Here is an 18,102-nt window from a genome sequence, read left to right as displayed (position 1 = left end):
GTCATGTCCAAATCAGATGGTGCTGGGCCCGACAAGATGTCAGGCCCCGCCTTATGCAAACTTCTTGAAATCGGGCTTCCTCTTTTCAAAGAAGGCCGTAAACGCTTCCTTCGCCTCGGCGCCGCCCAGCATGGCGCTGAACAGTTTGTTTTCCTCGGCGATGGCAGCCTTCATCGGCTCCAGGCGGCTTTGTTTCATCAATCGCTTGGTGGCGCGGATGGAGGCGGCCGGCAGGGCCACCAGCTTGGCGGCCTGGCCTTGCGCGTACGTCATCAAGTCGTACAGGGGCACGACTTTCGAGACCAGGCCCATTTCCAGCGCTTCGCTGGCCGGGAACGACTCACCCAGCATCAGTTTTTCCGCCGCGCGCGGGTAGCCGGCCAGTTGCGTGAGCAGCAGGCTGGAGCCGAATTCCGGGCACAGGCCCAGCTGCGTGAACGGCATCGAAAAGCTGGCGTTATCGGCCGCGTAGACGAGGTCGCAATGCATCAGCAAGGTGGTGCCGATGCCGATGGCGGGACCGGAAACGGCCGCCACCACGGGCTTGCTGCTGCCGTACAGGGCGCGCATGAACTGGAACACGGGACGGTCATGGTCGAGCGAGCCATCTTTCGGGCGCGCCGTTTTCATGAAGTCATCGAGGTCGTTGCCGGCCGTGAAAATCTCGCGCTTGCCGCAGATCAGGATGGCGCGTACTTCATCATCGGTCTCCGCCGCCACCAGCGCATCGGCCAGGGTCTGGTACATGGCACCCGTGATCGCATTCTTGCGTTCCAGGCGGTTAAATTCCAGGGTCAGAATGCCCTCGCTCTTGCTCCACAAAATATCCATGTCGTCTCCAAAAAGATAAAGGGCGCCGGGGTAATCCCGCAGCGCCCTGTTTTATTGCTTTAGCCCGTCGAACTTAGACGCGTTCGAAAATACCTGCCGCGCCCATGCCGGCACCGACGCACATCGTGACCATGCCGTACTTCTGCTTGGTGCGCTGCAGTGCGTGGATCACGGTGGCCGCGCGGATGGCGCCGGTGGCGCCCAGCGGGTGGCCCAGGGCGATCGCGCCGCCCATCGGGTTGACCTTCGCCGGGTCCAGGCCCAGGTCGCCGATGACGGCCAAGGCTTGCGCGGCAAACGCTTCGTTCAGCTCGATCCAGTCCAGCTGGTCTTGCGTGATGCCGGCGGCGGCGCAGGCGGCTGGAATGGCGAATTTAGGACCGATGCCCATGATTTCCGGCGGCACGCCACGCACGGCGAACGAGGAGAATTTCGCCAGCGGGGTCAAGTTGTGCTCGCGCAGGATTTTTTCGCTGACGATCAAGAGCGCACCGGCACCGTCGGACATCTGCGAGCTGTTGGCGGCCGTGACGGAACCCTTGGCAGCGAAGACAGGCTTCAGCTTGGCCAGCGACTCCATCGACGAATCGGCGCGTGCGCCTTCGTCGGTGTCGACAGTGCGGCGCGTTACATCGACCTGGCCGGTAGCCAGGTTCGGCGTGCGCGTGATGATTTCCACGGGCGTCGTTTCCGCCTTGAAGAAACCGGCTTGCTGCGCGGCGATGGCGCGGCGGTGCGATTCAACAGAGAACGCATCCTGCTGTTCGCGCGACACTTTCCATTGCTGCGCCACTTTCTCGGCCGTCAGGCCCATGCCGTAAGCCATGCCGATGTTCTCGTCGCTGAACATGTCCAGGTTCATCGATGGGTGGTGGCCCATCATCGGTACCATCGACATCGATTCGATGCCGCCGGCGATCATCACGTCGGCTTCGCCCACGCGGATGCGGTCGGCCGCCATGGCAATGGCCGTGATGCCCGAAGCGCAGTAACGGTTGACGGTGACGCCGCCCACGGTTTTCGGCAAGCCGGCCAGCAGCACCGAGTTACGCGCGATATTGAAGCCCTGCTCCGCTTCCGGGAACGAGCAACCGATGATGGCGTCGGTGATCAAAGCCGGGTCGAGGCCAGGCGCTTGCGCCAGGGCCGATTGCAGCACGCGCACCAGCAGGTCGTCCGGGCGGGTGTTCTTGAACATGCCGCGCGGCGCCTTGCCGATCGGGGTGCGGGTTGCAGAGACGATGTAGGCGTCTTGAAGTTGTTTGCTCATTTTATGCTTTCAAAGATGTTGAACGAAGTTCGTGTTCTGTCGAATGTCCGGGATGCTGGCCTATCGCTTCTGCGACAAATACCAGTCCACCGTCACCTGTGCCGCCAGCGTGCCTTCGGCGTCGAAAATATCGACTGCCACGGGAAACGCCACCTTGCCGTCCTGCGCCAGCTGCGCCTTCAAGGCAGCCAGGTCGCCCGGTACCCGGCCTTCGGCGCGCGTCGCGCCCCGGGCCACCTTCTGGTACTGGATGCGCGACTCCTTGGCCACCGGGCGCAAGCCCAGTATCAGCTCGGCGAAGCCGCCAGCCATGGCCGCGCCGGAAGCCGTTTCGGCCAGGGTAAACAAGGCGCCCGCGTGCTGCGTGCCCAGGTGATTATTCAGTTTTGGATCTTCCGGCATCGACACCTTCGCAGTGCCGGCGCCGATGTCGTCGATGCTGATCCCCAGCAGCCGCACGAAGGGCAAGGTGTCCATCATCTGTTGTTTGATACGGTCATACACCATGCTTGGCCTCACGCGCAGCAATACTTTAAAAATAATGGACAGGATCGTCATCGACGTCAGGCTTAGTTGCGTACCGGCTTACCGGTTTGCATCATGCCCATGATCCGTTCCTGGGTTTTCGGATGGTTCAACAGCTCCAGGAATGCCTTGCGTTCCATATCCAGCAGCCACTGTTCGCTGACGAAGCTGCCCTGGTCCACGTCGCCGCCCGATACGATCTCGGCGATCATCTCGCCCAGTTTGAAATCGTGCGCCGAAATGAAGCCGCCGTCGCGCATGTTGACCAGCTGCGCCTTGATGGTGCCCCAGCCGTAACGGCCCGTCACCTGGATCAGCGAAGGGAGCGCTGGACGGAAGCCCGCGTCGAACATGGCGCGCGCTTCGACCTTGGCCACATGCAGCAGCTCGTAGGCGTTGAACACGATCACGTCGTCTTCTTTCAGGTAGCCCATCTTCTTCGCTTCCAGCGCCGATTTCGACACGTTGGCGGTGGCCGCATTGGTGAAGCCCGTCTTCAGGAATTGCAGGATGTCGTTACCCTTGGCTTCCTTGTAGGCGCGCTGCGCCGCTTCCTTCAAGCCGCCGCCGGCGGGAATCAGGCCCACGCCCACTTCCACCAGGCCGATATACGACTCGATCGAGGCCACGCGTTTCGATGCGTGCAGGGCCAGTTCGCAACCGCCGCCCAGCGCCAGGCCAGCGACCGCGGCGATCACCGGCACGTTCGCGTATTTCAGCGACATGAAGGTGTTCTGCAGTTCGGCGATGATCGGATCGACGGCTTTCACGCCGCCTTGCATGAACGCCGGCAGGGCCGATTGCAGGTCGGCGCCGGCCGAGAACGCGCCGCCTTCGGCTGCATCGGCGTGCCAGATCACCAGGCCCTTGAAATTCTTCTCGGCTTCGGCCAGCGCCAGTTTCAGGCCGTTGATGACACCTTCGCCGATCACGTGCATCTTGGTCTTGAACGAGATGATCAACACATCGTCGCCCGTATGCCAGACGCGCACGGATTCGTCTTCGAAGACGGTGGTGCCGGCGGTCTTGCCGTCGATGGCGCCGCTGCCCAGGACTGGCGCGCGGAATGGCTGGCGGTCATACACGGACAGGGTCGAACGTGGCACGAAGCTGTTCGACACGGCGGAGTACGAACCTTCCGGCGTGTGCACGCCGCCTTTTTCAGCGACCGGACCCTCGAAGACCCAGGCTGGCAGCGGTGCATTGCACAACGCGTGGCCGGCGTCGATGTCTTCCTTGACCCAGTTGGCCACTTGCAGCCAGTTCGATGCCTGCCACGTTTCAAACGGACCCACGTTCCAGCCGAAGCCCCAGCGCATGGCAAAGTCGACGTCGCGCGCATTGTCGGCCACGGTGTCGAGGTGGATGGCGATGTAGTGGAAAGCGTCGCGGAAGATCGCCCACAGGAACTGGCCTTGCGGGTTCGTCGATTCGCGCAGCGCCTTCATCTTCTTGACCGGATCCTTTTCCTTCAGGATGCGGGCGATGATGTCGGCAGCCTTGGCGCCGCCGGCCACGTACTCACCGGTGGCGAAGTCCAGGCGTTGAATCTCCTTGCCAACCTTCTTGTAGAAGCCTGCGCCGCTCTTCTGGCCCAGCGCGCCCTTTTCCACCAGCTGCGCCAGCACGGCCGGCGTCTTGTAGACGGCGGCGAACGGATCGTTCGGCAGGTAGTCCTGCATGGTCTTGATCACATGGCCCATGGTGTCCAGGCCAACCACGTCCGCCGTGCGGAAGGTGCCCGACTTGGCGCGGCCCAGCTTGGCGCCCGTCAAATCATCGACAACGTCCACGGACAGGCCGAATTTTTCAGCTTCGTGCACGATGGCCAGGATGCCGAACACGCCCACGCGGTTGGCGATGAAGTTCGGCGTATCCTTGGCGCGGACCACGCCCTTGCCCAGGGTGGTGGTCAAGAAGCCTTCCAGCTGGTCGCTGATTTCAGGCTTGGTGAACTCGGTCGGGATGATCTCGACCAGGTGCATATAGCGCGGCGGGTTGAAGAAGTGCACGCCGCAGTAGCGCGATTTCAGGTCCGCATCGAAGCCTTCGGCCAGCTTGGTGATCGACAGGCCCGAGGTGTTCGAGGCGAAGATCGCGTTCGGGCCGATGTGCGGGGCCACCTTCTGGTACAGGTCGTGTTTCCAGTCCATGCGCTCGGCGATGGCTTCGATGATCAGGTCGCAACCGGCCAGCAGGTCCAGGTTGTCTTCGTAGTTGGCGACCTGGATCAGCGCCGCATCATCCTTGTTGCCCAGCGGGGCAGGCGACAGCTTTTTCAGGTTCTCGATGGCGCGCAGCACGATTGCATTTTTATCCGTCCCGCCGGAGACATGCTCCGGCTTAGCCGGCAGGTCGAACAGCACGACCGGCACTTTCGCGTTGATGCAATGGGCGGCGATCTGCGCGCCCATCACGCCGGCGCCGAGGACGGCTACTTTTTTAACGATGAAATTGGTCATATTTTCCTCAAGTCTTAGAACAGGTCTGCGTCGAGTGCCATCAGGTTGGCCGAACCGGAACGCGCCTGACGGATCAGGGTTGCCGTCTCAGGCTGCAAGCGGGCGAAGTAGAAACGTGCGGTAGCCAGTTTGGCGGTGTAGAACTTGTCGCCGCTGGATTCTTTTTCGAGGGCGATCTTGGCCATCTGCGCGAACAGATAGCTGTAGATCATGTGGCCGACGACGCGCAGGTAAGGCACGCATGCCGCGCCCACTTCGTCAGGGTTCTGGAAGGCCTTCATGCCGATTTCCATGGTCAGCTTGGTGACTTTGTCGCCCAGGTCGCCCAGTGGGGTGACGAATTCACTCATCGCTTCATCGGTGCCGTTGTCTTCGACGAAAGCCTTGATCTTTTCGCCGAACTTGCGCAGCTTGGCGCCGTTATCGCCGAGGATCTTGCGGCCCAACAGATCCAGCGACTGGATCGTGTTCGTGCCTTCGTAGATCATGTTGATGCGCGCGTCGCGCACATACTGCTCCATGCCCCACTCCGAGATGTAGCCGTGGCCGCCGAACACTTGCATCGCGTCCGAAGTGGCGATCCAGGCGTTGTCGGTAATGAAGGCCTTGATGACAGGGGTCAGCAGCGCCACTTCGTCGGCCGCTTCCTTGCGTACGTCAGCGTCCGGGTGGTGCAGTTCGCGGTCGATCTGCAGCGCCACGTACGAGGTGAACGCGCGCGCGCCTTCGGCGTAGGCTTTGCCCGTCAGCAGCATGCGGCGCACGTCAGGGTGCACGATGATGCGGTCGGCCGGCAGTTCCGGGTTCTTGATGCCGGACAGCGAACGCATTTGCGTGCGGTCCTTGGCGTAGATCAGCGCGTTCTGGTAAGCGATTTCCGTCAGGCCCAGCGACTGCATGCCCACGCCCAGGCGGGCCGCGTTCATGAAGACGAACATGGCGTTGAGACCCTTGTTCGGCTGGCCGATGATCCAGCCTTTCGCGCCGTCCAGGTTCATCTGGCAGGTCGAATTGCCGTGGATGCCCATTTTTTCTTCGATGGCGCCGCAGGTGATCGGGTTGCGTTCACCGACCGTGCCGTCCGCATTTGGCAGGAATTTCGGCACCAGGAACAGCGAGATGCCTTTCGAGCCTTCCGGCGCGTCCGGCACGCGGGCCAGCACCAGGTGCAGGATGTTTTCCGCCATGTCGTGCTCGCCGGCCGAGATGAAGATCTTGTTGCCGGTGATGGTCCAGGAACCGTCCGCCTCAGGCAGCGCTTTCGAGCGCAGCAGGCCCAGGTCGGTGCCGCAGTGCGGTTCGGTCAGGCACATGGTGCCCGTCCATTCGCCCGACACCAGCTTCGGCAGGTAGACTTCCTTCTGGTGGTCGGTGCCGTGTTCCTTCAGGCACTCGTAGGCGCCGTGCGACAGGCCAGGGTACATGGACCAGGCCTGGTTCGACGAGTTCAGCATTTCATAGAAGGAGTTGTTCAGCACGACAGGCAAGCCCTGGCCGCCATATTCCGGATCGCAAGCCAAGGCCGCCCAGCCGCCTTCGACGTACTGCTTGTAGGCTTCCTTGAAGCCTTTCGGCGTGGTCACGCTTTTCGTGACGGGGTCGTGGTGGCAGCCTTCGCGGTCGCCGGAGTGGTTCAGCGGGAACAGTACTTCGGAGGTGAATTTGCCGCCCTCTTCCAGCACCTGGTTGATGATGTCGGCGTCGACGTCGGCGTACGACGGCATTTGCTTCAGTTCTTCTTCCACTTGCAGGAACTCATGCAGGACGAATTGCATATCCCGGATTGGCGCGACGTATTGACCCATAATTTTCTCCTGAAGGCGATTAGCTAAAGTGTTGTACTTGTAAGTGCGTGTGCGTTGTTGCGGATACTGCCTGACGGCTTATTTGCTTGTGACGCAATTCTGGTACGACGCCAGCAGGCGGATAAAGCCCGCTTGCGCCCGTTCGATGCTGCCCGGCACGCGCAGGAAGCGCGCATCGTGATGCAGGGCCAGGATCAGGCCATACATCTCGTACACCAGCTGCTGGGCATCCGTGTCCGCTTTCAGGTCGCCCGTGGCGATCGATTGCTCGACACTGCGCAGCAGCGCGCCCTGCCAGGCCCGCACCATGGCCACCAGGGCCTCGCGGATGGGACCGGGACGGTCGTCATACTCGACGGCGCCGCTGATATAGATGCAGCCGGAAGCGATTTCCACGCTGACCCGCTTGACCCAGCGCGCAAACATCGATTGCAGGCGCTGGATGCCGCGTGGTTCTTTCATGCTGGGGAAAAAGACTTCTTGCTCGAAACGATAGTGGTAGAGCTTCAGCACTTCCATCTGCAAGTCTTCGCGCGAGCCAAAGTGGGCAAACACGCCCGACTTGCTCATGTTCATTTTGTCCGCAAGCAGCCCTATGGTCAGGCCTTCCAGGCCGTCACGGCTGGACAGATCCAGCGCCACGTCGAGGATGGCTGCACGGGTCAGTTCGCCCTTGCGCATGAATTTGACTGAAGTATTCAAAATGTCCGTTCTCAAAGTATGTTGCCGATTTGGCGGACTGAAGCGAGGGTAAAAAAAAGCACGCTTCGAAAAAATCCGAACGCTCGTACTATTATCCACTACCACGTAAAAGTCAAACGGGAACTTTAGAGCCGGCGTTCTATTGGTGCAGCGCAGCATTTTTTGCCTGCGTGTTTGTAGTGATTTCAGGCAGGCAAAAGCGGCATGCGCCCTGCCGCATGGCCTCAGTCGAGGCCGCCTGCCTTGTTCAATTGACGGCGGTCGCGCTTGGTCGGCCGCCCCTTGATGGTGGTGCCCGGCTCGCGGAACAGCTTGCGTTCCTCGGCCAGCTGTTCGCGGCGGGCGATGCTGGCCGGCGTTTCGCCATACAGCAAGCGCGCCACGGGCGCCGCGCCGCGCTTGTCGGACAGGCCCAGCACGGCCACTTCCCACGTCTCCGCGCCATTGTCGATGGCCAGCTCGTCGCCCACGCGCACGCTGCGCGCCGGTTTCACGCGCTCGCCGCCCACCTTGACTTTACCCGTGTCGACGGCTTCGCTGGCCAGCGAACGCGTCTTGAAGAAGCGCGCCGCCCACAGCCATTTGTCCAGCCTTACCGTTGTCATCTCGCTCATGCGTACTTGCCTACTGAAAAAATGCGCATCACCAGCCGGTACACGAGGAAGGCGGCTTCATAGCCGATGCGCCGGAAGCGGCCGATGTGCTTGAAATCATCCTGGTGAATCACGATGCCGTCGGCCACGCCCTGCTCGATATGCTGGCGCAAGCTTTGCGCGAACGCCACGTCCTTGATCACGACGTTCGCTTCCTGGTTGAGGAACAGGCTCAGCGCGTCAATATTGCTGGACCCCACCGTCGCCCAGTCGTCGTCGACGACGGCCACCTTGGCGTGCAGCTGCGTCTTGCGGTATTCCACAATCTTGACGCCGGCGGCCAGCAGTTTCGGGTAAAACGAGTGCGCCACGGCGTCTTGCATGCGGAACTCGCCCACGCCGATCAATAGCACCACGTCGACGCCCCGCTGGGCCGCCTGGGCCAGCGCGTGGCGCAGCTTGTGCCCGGGGGCGAAATACGGATTGGCCAGCATCACGCTTTTTCTTGCCTGGCCCAGCGCCTGCAGGTAGGCGCGCTGGATGGTGCGGCGGTTGCGCAGGTTGTCGCGCACGACAAAGCCGGCCACGACAGGGTTCTTCGCCAGTTCCTTGCTGACGACGCGCATCTTGCGGTACAGCTTGATACGCCGCACCAGATTCATCTTGCCCAGCCGCGCCCACTGCGCCTGCACCTCTTCGTGGATGGCGTCGACCAGCGGACCCTTCACCTGCACGGCGAAATCCCAGCGCGGCGCTTCCAGGCTGATGTTGTGGTCGTAGTCGCAAAACATGTCGTCGTTGATATTGATGCCGCCCACCAGGGCAATCTCGCCGTCGGCCACGCAAATCTTGCGATGCGTGCGCGTGATGCCGCGCTTGAACCACGGGTTGAAGATGCGGTGATGCACGCCGGCCGCTTCCAGCTCCGCATGCATGGCCTTGACCCGGCGGTTGCCCGTGCCGAACCAGTCCGTGATCATGCACACGAGCACGCCGCGCGCGGCCGCGCGTTTGAGCGCGTCGAGCACCAGGGTACCCGTGGCGTCGTCGGCAAAGATATACGTTTCGAAATAGACTTCCGAGCGCGCGCCATCGATGGCGGCTATCAGCGCGGGAAAGTAATCGGTGCCGCAATACAGCAGCTTGATGTCGTTGTGGGCGATGAAATTGACTGTGCGCATGCCGGCAGTCTACGCGAGTTTCAAAGCAGCAACGATCGGCGCGTGGTCCGACAGTTTTGCCCACAAGGTGCCATGCATCACTTGCGCACCTTCCACGTGGAAACCGCGCACATAGATGCGGTCCAGGCGGAACCACGGCAAGGCGGCGGGAAAGGTGCGCGCCGGCACGGGCGTGGGGGTCTTGCTCTGGCGCCGCGCCAGGGTGCGCACCAGGTCGCCCAAGGCCGAGTTCGAGGCGCGCTGGTCGAATACTTCCACCACGCCCAGCGCATTGCGCAGCTTGTCGCTGAGCGTGTTGCGCCAGTCATTGAAATCGCCGGCAATGATGACGGGTTCGCCATTCGGCGCCGACTCCATCACGGCGTCGATCAGCGCCTGCGTCTGGCGGCCCCGTCCCGACTCGAACAGGCCCAGATGGACGACATAACAGTGCACGTCGGCCTGCGGCGTCTTGAGCACGCAATGCAGGATACCGCGCTGCTCGTAGGCATGGTCGGAGACGTCATGGTTGGTTTGTGAGGCGATGGGGAATTTGCTGAGCAAGGCATTGCCATGGTGGCCATGGTCATACACGGCATTCATGCCGTAGGCGGAATGGTGCTCGGCGCCGGCAAAGAACTCGTGCTGCGACGCTTCCGGCCAATGCTTGTGGCCGTTTTTCTCGGCGCCAAAGCGGGCCGCATTGCGGTCATGCTTGCCTTGCACTTCCTGCAAAAAGACGACATCGGCATGAAACAGGGCGATCGCCTGTTTTAAAGCATGCACGCGGGGCAAGCCTCGCACGGAGGAGACACCCTTGTGAATATTATAAGTTGCTACGCGGATTTTCATGCATTGATTCTACTCCCTGACGGGCCTCGCGCGGCGCCAGCGTAGGTGCGCGTGCGCACCTATGGCAGCTTTATCTGCCCGTCATCGCTGCCAGCAAACTATCGATGGCGCTGATGCTGCCCACCACCATGCCGATCACCCACAAGCCCTTCACGATCCCGGGTGCGCTGCTCCAGCTGAAGGCGCCCCGTCCGCCGGCAAAGCAACGGGGATGCAACAGAAATCCCAGCATCAGCAAGGGCAAGCCTGCCTGTGGAAGGCGGGCATGCGGCTGATCGGGAAAACACACGGCATACAGAGCGCCAAAGATCCAGGACAGGAATACGACGCCCAGGAGACGCTGCTGAAAAGAAAGTTGAGACCAGTTCAGCATGTACACCTTTCGTCATGATGTGGAATTACTATTAAAGCAATAATACCACATGACAATAGTTTGCAACGCTTAAGCCAGCATGCGTCCCACGCCCGCCGTCACGCTGACGATCAGCGCCGTGATGCCGGCCGCCCAGACGATCTTGACCAGCAACGGTGCGCCGCGCCAGGCCACGGTGCGCTTGCCCTTGGCAAACGCGCCCGGGTGCAGCAGCCAGCCGATCGCCATCAGCGGCATGCCGATCGGTGGCGTGCGGCCAGGCACGGTGGAACTGAACAGCAGGAAGATAAAGCACAGGCAAAAAACGATGCCCAGGGTGCCCAGCAGTTTTTGCTGCGCAGTCAAATGTAACCAGTTCAACATGGAATGCTTTCTATCAGGTGGGGCGCGCCAGGCCCGTCATGGCCGGCAATTGCAGAATCGCTTCCGCGTTGGACGACGAAAAACAGCGGTCGGCCGCTGCCAGATACGGCAGCCACGCGTACTGCAAGTGTTCGCGCGGGCTCAGGGTGATGGCGATGTCGCGCGGCACCTGCACGCTGAACACGTGTTCCGTGTTGCGCGTCACGCCGGGCGCATAGCGGTGGCGCCAGATCGGATAGATCTCGTACACGTTCGACAAGTTCCAGTCGCGCAGCACGATATCGTGTCCATCGGCAACGATGCCGGTTTCCTCGAACAGTTCGCGCGCGGCCGTCTGCAGCAGCGGTTCGTCGACGGCATCGACGGAACCCGTCACCGATTGCCAGAAACCGGGCTGGCCCGCGCGTTCGATGAGCAAGACGTCAAGGTCAGCCGTATGAATGACGACCAGCACGGAAACAGGAATTTTATGAGTCATATCAACAATGAAAAAGGCGCCACGACAGCGCCTTTTTTTGCATAGCGGATCAAACAGCGGCCGCCAGGGCAGCCGCATGCTTCATTACACTACTTTTGGCTCGGCGCTGCGCAAACGGATGTGCAGTTCACGCAATTGCTTCTCGTCCACTTCCGACGGCGCATGGGTCAGCAAGTCTTGCGCGCGCTGGGTTTTCGGGAAGGCGATCACGTCGCGGATCGATTCGGAACCCGTCATCATGGTCACGATACGGTCCAGGCCAAATGCCAGGCCGCCATGCGGTGGCGCGCCGTATTGCAGGGCGTCGAGCAGGAAGCCGAACTTCAGCTGCGCTTCTTCGGCGTCGATCTTCAGTGCGCGGAACACTTTCGACTGCACTTCTTCGCGGTGGATACGGATCGAACCGCCGCCCAGTTCCCAGCCGTTCAAGACCATGTCGTAGGCCTTGGCGATGCAGGCGCCCGGATCGCTTTCCAGCATGTCTTCATGGCCGTCTTTCGGCGCCGTGAATGGATGGTGGGTTGCCGTCCAGCGGTCCGCTTCTTCGTCGTGCTCGAACATCGGGAAGTCGACCACCCACAATGGCTTCCACACGTCTTCGAACAGGCCGGCTTTCTTGCCGAACTCGCTGTGACCGATCTTCACGCGCAGCGCGCCGATAGCGTCGTTGACGACCTTGGCCTTGTCCGCGCCGAAGAAGATCAGGTCGCCGTCTTGCGCGCCCGTCTGCTCGAGAATCGTGGCCAGCACGTCGGCAGGCAGGAACTTGACGATCGGCGACTGCAAGCCTTCAGGACCCTTGGCTTTCTCGTTGACCTTGATGTAAGCGAGGCCCTTGGCGCCGTAGATGGCGACGAATTGCGTGTAGGCATCGATTTCCGAACGGGGCATGCTGCCGCCTTGCGGTACGCGCAGGGCAACCACGCGGCCGCCTTTCATGTTGGCGGCGCCGTTGAAGACTTTGAATTCGACCGACTTCATGACTTCGGTCAAGTCCGTGAAGGCCAGCTTGACGCGCATGTCCGGCTTGTCGGAACCGTACAGGCCCATCGCTTCGGCGAAATCCATCACCGGGAACGGGTTCGGCAGGTCGATGTCCAGGGTGTTCTTGAAGACGACGCGTATCATGTCTTCGAACAGGTCGCGGATTTCCTGTTCCGTCAGGAACGAGGTTTCGCAGTCGATCTGCGTGAATTCAGGCTGGCGGTCGGCGCGCAAGTCTTCGTCGCGGAAGCATTTGGTGATCTGGTAGTAACGGTCGAAGTTAGCGACCATCAACAGTTGCTTGAACAACTGTGGCGATTGCGGCAAGGCGAAGAAACTGCCCGCGTTCACGCGCGACGGCACCAGGTAATCGCGCGCGCCTTCTGGCGTCGACTTGGTCAGCATCGGCGTTTCGATGTCGATGAAGCCCAGCGCGTCGAGGTACTTGCGCACTTCCATCGTCACCTTGTAGCGCAGGCGCAGGTTGTTCTGCATTTGCGGGCGGCGCAGATCCAGCACGCGGTGCGTCAGACGCGTCGTTTCCGACAGGTTGTCGTCGTCCAGCTGGAACGGCACGGGCACGGAAGGGTTCAGCACTTCCAGCTCCGAGCAGACCACTTCGATCTTGCCCGACTTCAGGTTGTTGTTGATCGTGCCTTCGATACGGTTGGTCACGACACCCGTCACGCGCAGGCAGAATTCGTTGCGCACGGCTTCGGCGACCTTGAACATTTCCGCTTGTTCCGGGTTGCAGACGATTTGCACCAGGCCTTCACGGTCGCGCAAGTCGATGAAAATCAGGCTGCCGTGATCGCGGCGGCGATGTACCCAGCCGCACAGGCTGACGGTTTGTCCCAGCATGGCTTCGGTAACGAGGCCGCAGTATTCAGTACGCATAGACATAAAATTCTCAGTTCAGGTTAGTGAGTGTTCAATCCGGCCACGTCCCGCATGGGACGCCTGCCTTTATTCTTTGGCTGCCGGGGCCGGTACAGCAACAACTTCCGCAGGCGCCACCACGCCCATCGAGACGATATATTTGAGCGCCGCATCGACGCTCATGTCGAGTTCGACGACATCGCTGCGCTTCATCATCAGGAAAAAGCCCGATGTCGGATTCGGCGTCGTCGGCACGTACACGCTGACAAAGTCGCCCACCAGGTGGTTCGCCGCATCGCCGCCCGGCACACCGGTCAGGAAAGCGATGGTCCAGGAGTTCTGGTGCGGATACGGCACCAGCACGGCCTTGCGGAACGCATTGCCCGACGGGGAAAACAGGGTATCGGACACTTGCTTGACGCTCGAATACAGGGAATTGACGATGGGTATGCGTTGCAGCAATTTTTCCCACAGTTTCACCACGTAATTGCCGACCAGGTTATTCGTCAGCAAACCCGTGAAGAACACGATCAGTACCGTCAATACCGTGCCCAGGCCGGGAATGGTGCTCAGCGGGGGAACCTTGTGGCCGAACCAGACGCTGGGCTGCGTACTGCCGGGCACCAGCAGCAGCGACTGGTCCATCGTGCTGATCACCAGATTCAGGACCCAGGCCGTAATGGCCAGGGGCACCAAAATCAGTAATCCGGTAATAAAGTATTTACGCATCAGTTTCTCGGTAATGGATCGTATCGGCGCGGCGCGCTCTCAGTCCGCTTTCGGCGCGGTTGCAGCCGGGGCGGGCGCAGGCGCAGCGGCAGGCGCGCTGTCGGCGGCCGGGGCAGGCTTGGCGTTATCGGCCGGGCCCGTCGGAATGGCCGTGGTGGGCGCAGTGCCGCCGCGGAAATCGGTCGCGTACCAGCCAGTGCCCTTCAATTGGAAACCGGCGGCCGTCAATTGTTTCTTGAAACTGGGCTTGCCGCACGACAGGCACACCGTCAGTACTGGATCGGAGATCTTTTGCAAGACATCCTTGGCAAAACCACACTCGTCACAACGGTAAGCGTAAATCGGCATCTCTACTCCGAGAAAATCATCAAAAACCCTGAATTATAAAGCTTTTCCATTACTCCCAGCGGAAATTGCCCGGCCCGCCTCACTGCGCCCGGCGGCGCCAGCTCATCCAGCGCTCCTTGCCCGCGAAGACGGCGATGGAATCATCGACGGCTTCATCGGCCAGGCAGTCGAAATGCGGCGCCAGCAATTCCTGCAGTTTCTCACGTGAAATGCCGAATGGCGGTCCCTTGGCATTGTCGTCAAAGAAAAAATAACCGGCCAGCATGGTGCCCGGCGCCAGCAGCTGCGCCCAGCGGGCCGCCACTTGCGGCCACATGGCGCGCGGCATGGCGCACAAAAAGGCCCGTTCATAGATCAGGTCCAGCGGCGCTGCGGGCTGCCAGGCAAAGAAATCGGCTTCCACCACCTGCCCTGCCCGTTCGCCGACGATGGCGCGCGCGGCGGCCACGGCGGCCGGCGAAAAGTCGATGGCCGTGGCATCCCAGCCGTGATCGAGCATGAAAACCAGCTCATAGGCCGAGCCGCAGCCGGGAATCAGGCAGCGCAGCGGCGCCGGGCTGCCCGCAACGAAGCTGCGCAGGCGCGTGGGCACGCCGCCGTGGTCCCAGGGCGTGAATTGCTTCTCGAAACGCTCGTCCCAGAAGGCGGGCGAGAGCGGATCGCGGGTATCGAAGTCAGCCATCACTTACGTCCTCAGCCTTTAAAACGGGAGTTGATGCCAGCGCATGAACACTTGCAAGCCCAGCGCGCCGAGGGCGAAGGCGCCCACGAAGTACACGATAAAGCTCAGCAGGCGATTCGTCTGGCGTTGCTCCGCCAGCAAGGTTTTCATCAATTCCACATCGTTTTCACGCGGCTCGCCATGCACCGTCAAGGCCTGGTGCAGCAAGCGCGGCAGTTGCGGGAAGATGTGCGCATAACGGGGTGCCTCGGCGCGCAGGCGCTCCATGAAGCCTTGCGGTCCCACCTGATTGCTCATCCATTTTTCCAGATACGGCTTGGCCGTTTGCCACAGGTCCAGCTCCGGGTCCAACTGGCGGCCCAGGCCTTCGATATTGAGCAGGGTCTTTTGCAGCAGCACCAGTTGCGGCTGCACTTCCACATTGAAGCGGCGCGAAGTCTGGAACAAACGCAGCAAGACTTGCCCAAAAGAAATATCCTTCAGCGGACGGTCGAAGATCGGCTCGCAGCAGGCGCGCACGGCCGCTTCCAGCTCATCGACGCGCGTGTCCTTCGGCGCCCAGCCCGATTCGATGTGCGCCTCGGCCACGCGCTTGTAGTCGCGACGGAAGAAGGCGAGGAAGTTTTGCGACAAATAATCCTTGTCGTAGTCGTTCAAGGTACCCACGATGCCGAAGTCGAGCGCGATGTAGCGGCCGAACGAGTCGGGCGCGATGGACACGAGAATATTGCCCGGGTGCATGTCAGCATGGAAAAAGCCGTCGCGGAATACTTGCGTGAAGAAAATCTCCACGCCATCGCTGGACAGTTTGCGCAAATCCACGCCGGCCGCCACCAGGCGCTCCGTCTGCGACACGGGGATGCCATACATGCGTTCCATGACGATGACGCTGCTGGAACAGTAATCCCAGTGCATTTCCGGCACCAGCAGCAAGTCCGAGTTGGCGAAATTACGGCGCAGCTGGCTGGCGTTGGCCGCCTCGCGCATCAGGTCCAGCTCGTCGTGCAGGTATTTGTCGAACTCGCCCACCACTTCCTTGGGTTTCAAGCGCTTGCTGTCGGCCCACAGGCGGCTGGTCCAGTCGGCGGCGATGTGCATCAGCGCCACGTCTTCGTCGATCAGCTTTTTCATGCCTGGACGCAAGACTTTCACGGCCACTTCGCGCCCGTCTTTCAGGGTCGCAAAGTGCACCTGGGCAATCGAGGCGGACGCCACCGGCTCGCGCTCGAAGCGGGCAAACAGCTGGTCAGGGTGCGCGCCGAGCGACTTGGTGATTTGCGCGATGGCCAGATCGGAATCGAAAGGCGGCACCCGGTCTTGCAGGCGCGCCAGCTCTTCGGCGATGTCGAGCGGCATCAAATCGCGCCGGGTCGACAGCACCTGGCCAAATTTGACGAAGATCGGGCCCAGCTCTTCCAGCGCCAGGCGCAGGCGCAAGCCCCGTGGCGACGACAGGTCGCGCCAGAAAATCAGGGTGTCGATCAATTTGGCGGTGCGGGGAACTTGCAGACCAGAAATCGCTATCTCATCCAGACCGTACTTGATGGAAACACGGATGATTTTAAACAGGCGCAGGAATTTCAATATCATGTAGACAAATCCGGTGAGGAGGACTGCGGCTGGACGGCGGCGGCCGCCTTTTCCAGCCGGGCAAGGCGCTTGGCCAGGCGTTCGACGTCATCGCGCACGCGCGTCACGCCAGCGGAATACTCTTGCAAGGTAGAAGGACGGATCAGCATAGGCTGTTCGTCGAGAAAATATTCGGCCACGTTTTCCGCCAGCTTTTGCTGGCCCGTGCGCACAAAGGCGGCAGCATCCTTCGCGCCGGCAACGAGGCGCGTGGCCAGCATGGGGCCGACGACCTTTTCCAGGTCATGCTCGGCTTCCCAGCGCAAGCCCTTGCTCAATTGCGAAATCGCGTTGGCAAACTCGGCATCACCTTCGATCTTGACGTAGGAAAACGCCCGCTCGCGGTTTTGCAGGATCAGCGGCACGTCGGACAATTTGACGCGGATGGTGACGTTGGCCGGCATGTCGGCCGGCGCCGCCTCGAGCATGCCGGCGCTGTCAATGCGCAAGCGCAAGGCCACGGCGCCCGTGTCGATGCAGGCCAGCTTGCCTGCGTGCACGGCCAGCTGCTGGCGCGCCCACGGCTCTTGCGCCAGCAAATGGTTGAGTGTCGCGATGACGGGCGTCATCAGGGAAAGATCGGAAAGTGGTGCCATCATGTTGCGCGCTTCGCGCCCCCAAAAAGAAAAAACCGCCCGTAAAACAACGTGGGCGGTTTCGATCTTACCAGTTCAGCAGGAAATATCTGTTAAGCATCATGCATTCCGCATGGACTTAAGCCAGTATTCAGCAAGTTTTTACAATTAATTCAATTGCTGGATGCCTGCCAGGACCCAGCCGCTATTGCCGCTGACGGGTTTCGACATATTCCATACTTCCGCGAACGGTTCCGCGGCCGCGCCCGGCGCCGAACGGATCAGGCCAGTAAACTTCACGCTGGCCAGGTAATCGTTGACGCTCGTCTCGATGCCCAGCAGTTCGGCATCGATGGTGACGACGTCCGTAAAGTCCGGCTGCGCGCCCCGTTCCTGGATTTGCATGCGCAGTTCCGCATACACTTCCGGCGACGTGAATTCGCGGATATCGTTAACGTCGGCCTTGTCCCAGGCCGCTTGCAGGCGAATGAAATTGCTTTTCGCGTGACGCAGGAACGCTTCCTTGTCGAAGTCGCTTGGCACCCCCCATGGCGCGGCAGCCGGCACCGGCTTGTCCAGGCCTACGCCGGACGAGACAGGCTGCAGCGGCGGCAGCGGTGGAATGCGCGAACCGATGTCAGGCACGTTGCCAGCTGGCGCAGGCTGGTTGCCGAAACCGGCGAACGGCGCATTGCCGCTGCTATTGCTGTCGCGCTTGCCGCGCACCATACGGTAGATAAAGTAAGCCACGCCGGCCAGCAAGGCCACCATCAGCAAGGTGCTGATCATGCTGGCCAGGGCGCCGCCCAGGCCGAAATGCGACAGCAGCGCGCCCAGGCCCAGGCCCAGCAAGGCGCCGCCC

General features: G+C 61.3%; 19 protein-coding genes. All 19 read right to left on the bottom strand.

The genetic code is table 11. The features are described 5' to 3' along the window. Positions 1 to 51 precede the first annotated feature (51 nt). Positions 52 to 831, bottom strand: coding sequence for an enoyl-CoA hydratase (locus VM94_RS03070; RefSeq protein WP_046682138.1), 780 nt, complete (start codon positions 829 to 831; stop codon positions 52 to 54). Between the two features lie 73 nt (positions 832 to 904). Next, positions 905 to 2,101: an acetyl-CoA C-acyltransferase gene (locus tag VM94_RS03065; protein ID WP_046682137.1), complete on the bottom strand. Its 1,197-nt coding sequence runs from the start codon at positions 2,099 to 2,101 to the stop codon at positions 905 to 907. A gap of 60 nt (positions 2,102 to 2,161) precedes the next feature. After that, positions 2,162 to 2,659: a PaaI family thioesterase gene (locus VM94_RS03060; protein WP_235432800.1), complete on the bottom strand. Its 498-nt coding sequence runs from the start codon at positions 2,657 to 2,659 to the stop codon at positions 2,162 to 2,164. Between the two features lie 11 nt (positions 2,660 to 2,670). Continuing rightward, positions 2,671 to 5,088: a 3-hydroxyacyl-CoA dehydrogenase/enoyl-CoA hydratase family protein gene (locus VM94_RS03055; RefSeq protein WP_046682136.1), complete on the bottom strand. Its 2,418-nt coding sequence runs from the start codon at positions 5,086 to 5,088 to the stop codon at positions 2,671 to 2,673. A 14-nt stretch (positions 5,089 to 5,102) separates the two neighbouring features. Further along, on the bottom strand, positions 5,103 to 6,893 hold the full coding sequence (locus VM94_RS03050; RefSeq protein WP_034753387.1) for an acyl-CoA dehydrogenase C-terminal domain-containing protein: 1,791 nt from the start codon (positions 6,891 to 6,893) through the stop codon (positions 5,103 to 5,105). Positions 6,894 to 6,971: 78 nt separating this feature from the next. Continuing rightward, positions 6,972 to 7,574 (bottom strand): TetR/AcrR family transcriptional regulator, encoded by a 603-nt coding sequence (locus VM94_RS03045; RefSeq protein ID WP_046682135.1) that lies wholly within the window; start codon positions 7,572 to 7,574, stop codon positions 6,972 to 6,974. 245 nt (positions 7,575 to 7,819) lie between these two features. Beyond that, positions 7,820 to 8,209 carry an RNA-binding S4 domain-containing protein gene (locus VM94_RS03040; protein ID WP_046682134.1) on the bottom strand — a complete coding sequence of 130 codons (390 nt, stop codon included), beginning with the start codon at positions 8,207 to 8,209 and terminating at the stop codon, positions 7,820 to 7,822. Continuing rightward, a complete protein-coding gene (gene clsB, locus VM94_RS03035; protein WP_046682133.1) occupies positions 8,206 to 9,369 on the bottom strand; it encodes a cardiolipin synthase ClsB in 1,164 nt (387 codons plus the stop codon). The genes VM94_RS03040 and clsB overlap by 4 nt, the downstream gene beginning before the upstream one ends. Before the next feature lie 9 nt (positions 9,370 to 9,378). Beyond that, entirely contained in the window at positions 9,379 to 10,200 is an 822-nt protein-coding gene (locus VM94_RS03030) for an endonuclease/exonuclease/phosphatase family protein (RefSeq protein WP_046682132.1), read from the bottom strand. Positions 10,201 to 10,270: 70 nt separating this feature from the next. Then, positions 10,271 to 10,573 carry a hypothetical protein gene (locus VM94_RS03025; RefSeq protein ID WP_046682131.1) on the bottom strand — a complete coding sequence of 101 codons (303 nt, stop codon included), beginning with the start codon at positions 10,571 to 10,573 and terminating at the stop codon, positions 10,271 to 10,273. A 69-nt stretch (positions 10,574 to 10,642) separates the two neighbouring features. Then, positions 10,643 to 10,936, bottom strand: a complete 294-nt coding sequence (locus tag VM94_RS03020; RefSeq protein WP_046682130.1) for a hypothetical protein — start codon at positions 10,934 to 10,936, stop codon at positions 10,643 to 10,645. A gap of 13 nt (positions 10,937 to 10,949) precedes the next feature. Next, complete coding sequence (gene nudB, locus VM94_RS03015; RefSeq protein WP_046682129.1) at positions 10,950 to 11,414, bottom strand: dihydroneopterin triphosphate diphosphatase; 465 nt, start codon at positions 11,412 to 11,414, stop codon at positions 10,950 to 10,952. Between the two features lie 84 nt (positions 11,415 to 11,498). Continuing rightward, a complete protein-coding gene (gene aspS, locus VM94_RS03010; RefSeq protein ID WP_035824170.1) occupies positions 11,499 to 13,295 on the bottom strand; it encodes an aspartate--tRNA ligase in 1,797 nt (598 codons plus the stop codon). A gap of 69 nt (positions 13,296 to 13,364) precedes the next feature. Further along, the gene (locus tag VM94_RS03005) at positions 13,365 to 14,006 is read right to left on the bottom strand and encodes a DUF502 domain-containing protein (RefSeq protein ID WP_046682128.1); all 642 of its coding nucleotides are present in this window, start codon (positions 14,004 to 14,006) and stop codon (positions 13,365 to 13,367) included. A gap of 39 nt (positions 14,007 to 14,045) precedes the next feature. Next, on the bottom strand, positions 14,046 to 14,354 hold the full coding sequence (locus VM94_RS03000; protein WP_046682127.1) for an FmdB family zinc ribbon protein: 309 nt from the start codon (positions 14,352 to 14,354) through the stop codon (positions 14,046 to 14,048). Between the two features lie 79 nt (positions 14,355 to 14,433). Beyond that, a complete protein-coding gene (locus VM94_RS02995; RefSeq protein WP_046682126.1) occupies positions 14,434 to 15,036 on the bottom strand; it encodes a methyltransferase in 603 nt (200 codons plus the stop codon). An 18-nt stretch (positions 15,037 to 15,054) separates the two neighbouring features. Further along, a complete protein-coding gene (gene ubiB / locus VM94_RS02990) occupies positions 15,055 to 16,626 on the bottom strand; it encodes a ubiquinone biosynthesis regulatory protein kinase UbiB (RefSeq protein ID WP_046682125.1) in 1,572 nt (523 codons plus the stop codon). Next, complete coding sequence (locus VM94_RS02985; protein WP_046682239.1) at positions 16,623 to 17,261, bottom strand: ubiquinone biosynthesis accessory factor UbiJ; 639 nt, start codon at positions 17,259 to 17,261, stop codon at positions 16,623 to 16,625. The genes ubiB and VM94_RS02985 overlap by 4 nt, the downstream gene beginning before the upstream one ends. 147 nt (positions 17,262 to 17,408) lie before the next feature. Further along, positions 17,409 to 18,102 (bottom strand): transporter (locus VM94_RS02980; protein WP_046682266.1); only part of this gene is annotated, 694 nt, incomplete at its 5' end.

It is taken from the genome of Janthinobacterium sp. KBS0711, from assembly GCF_000988085.1.
Classification (GTDB): domain Bacteria; phylum Pseudomonadota; class Gammaproteobacteria; order Burkholderiales; family Burkholderiaceae_D; genus Janthinobacterium; species Janthinobacterium lividum_E.
This window is presented reverse-complemented; position numbering and strand designations above follow the sequence as displayed.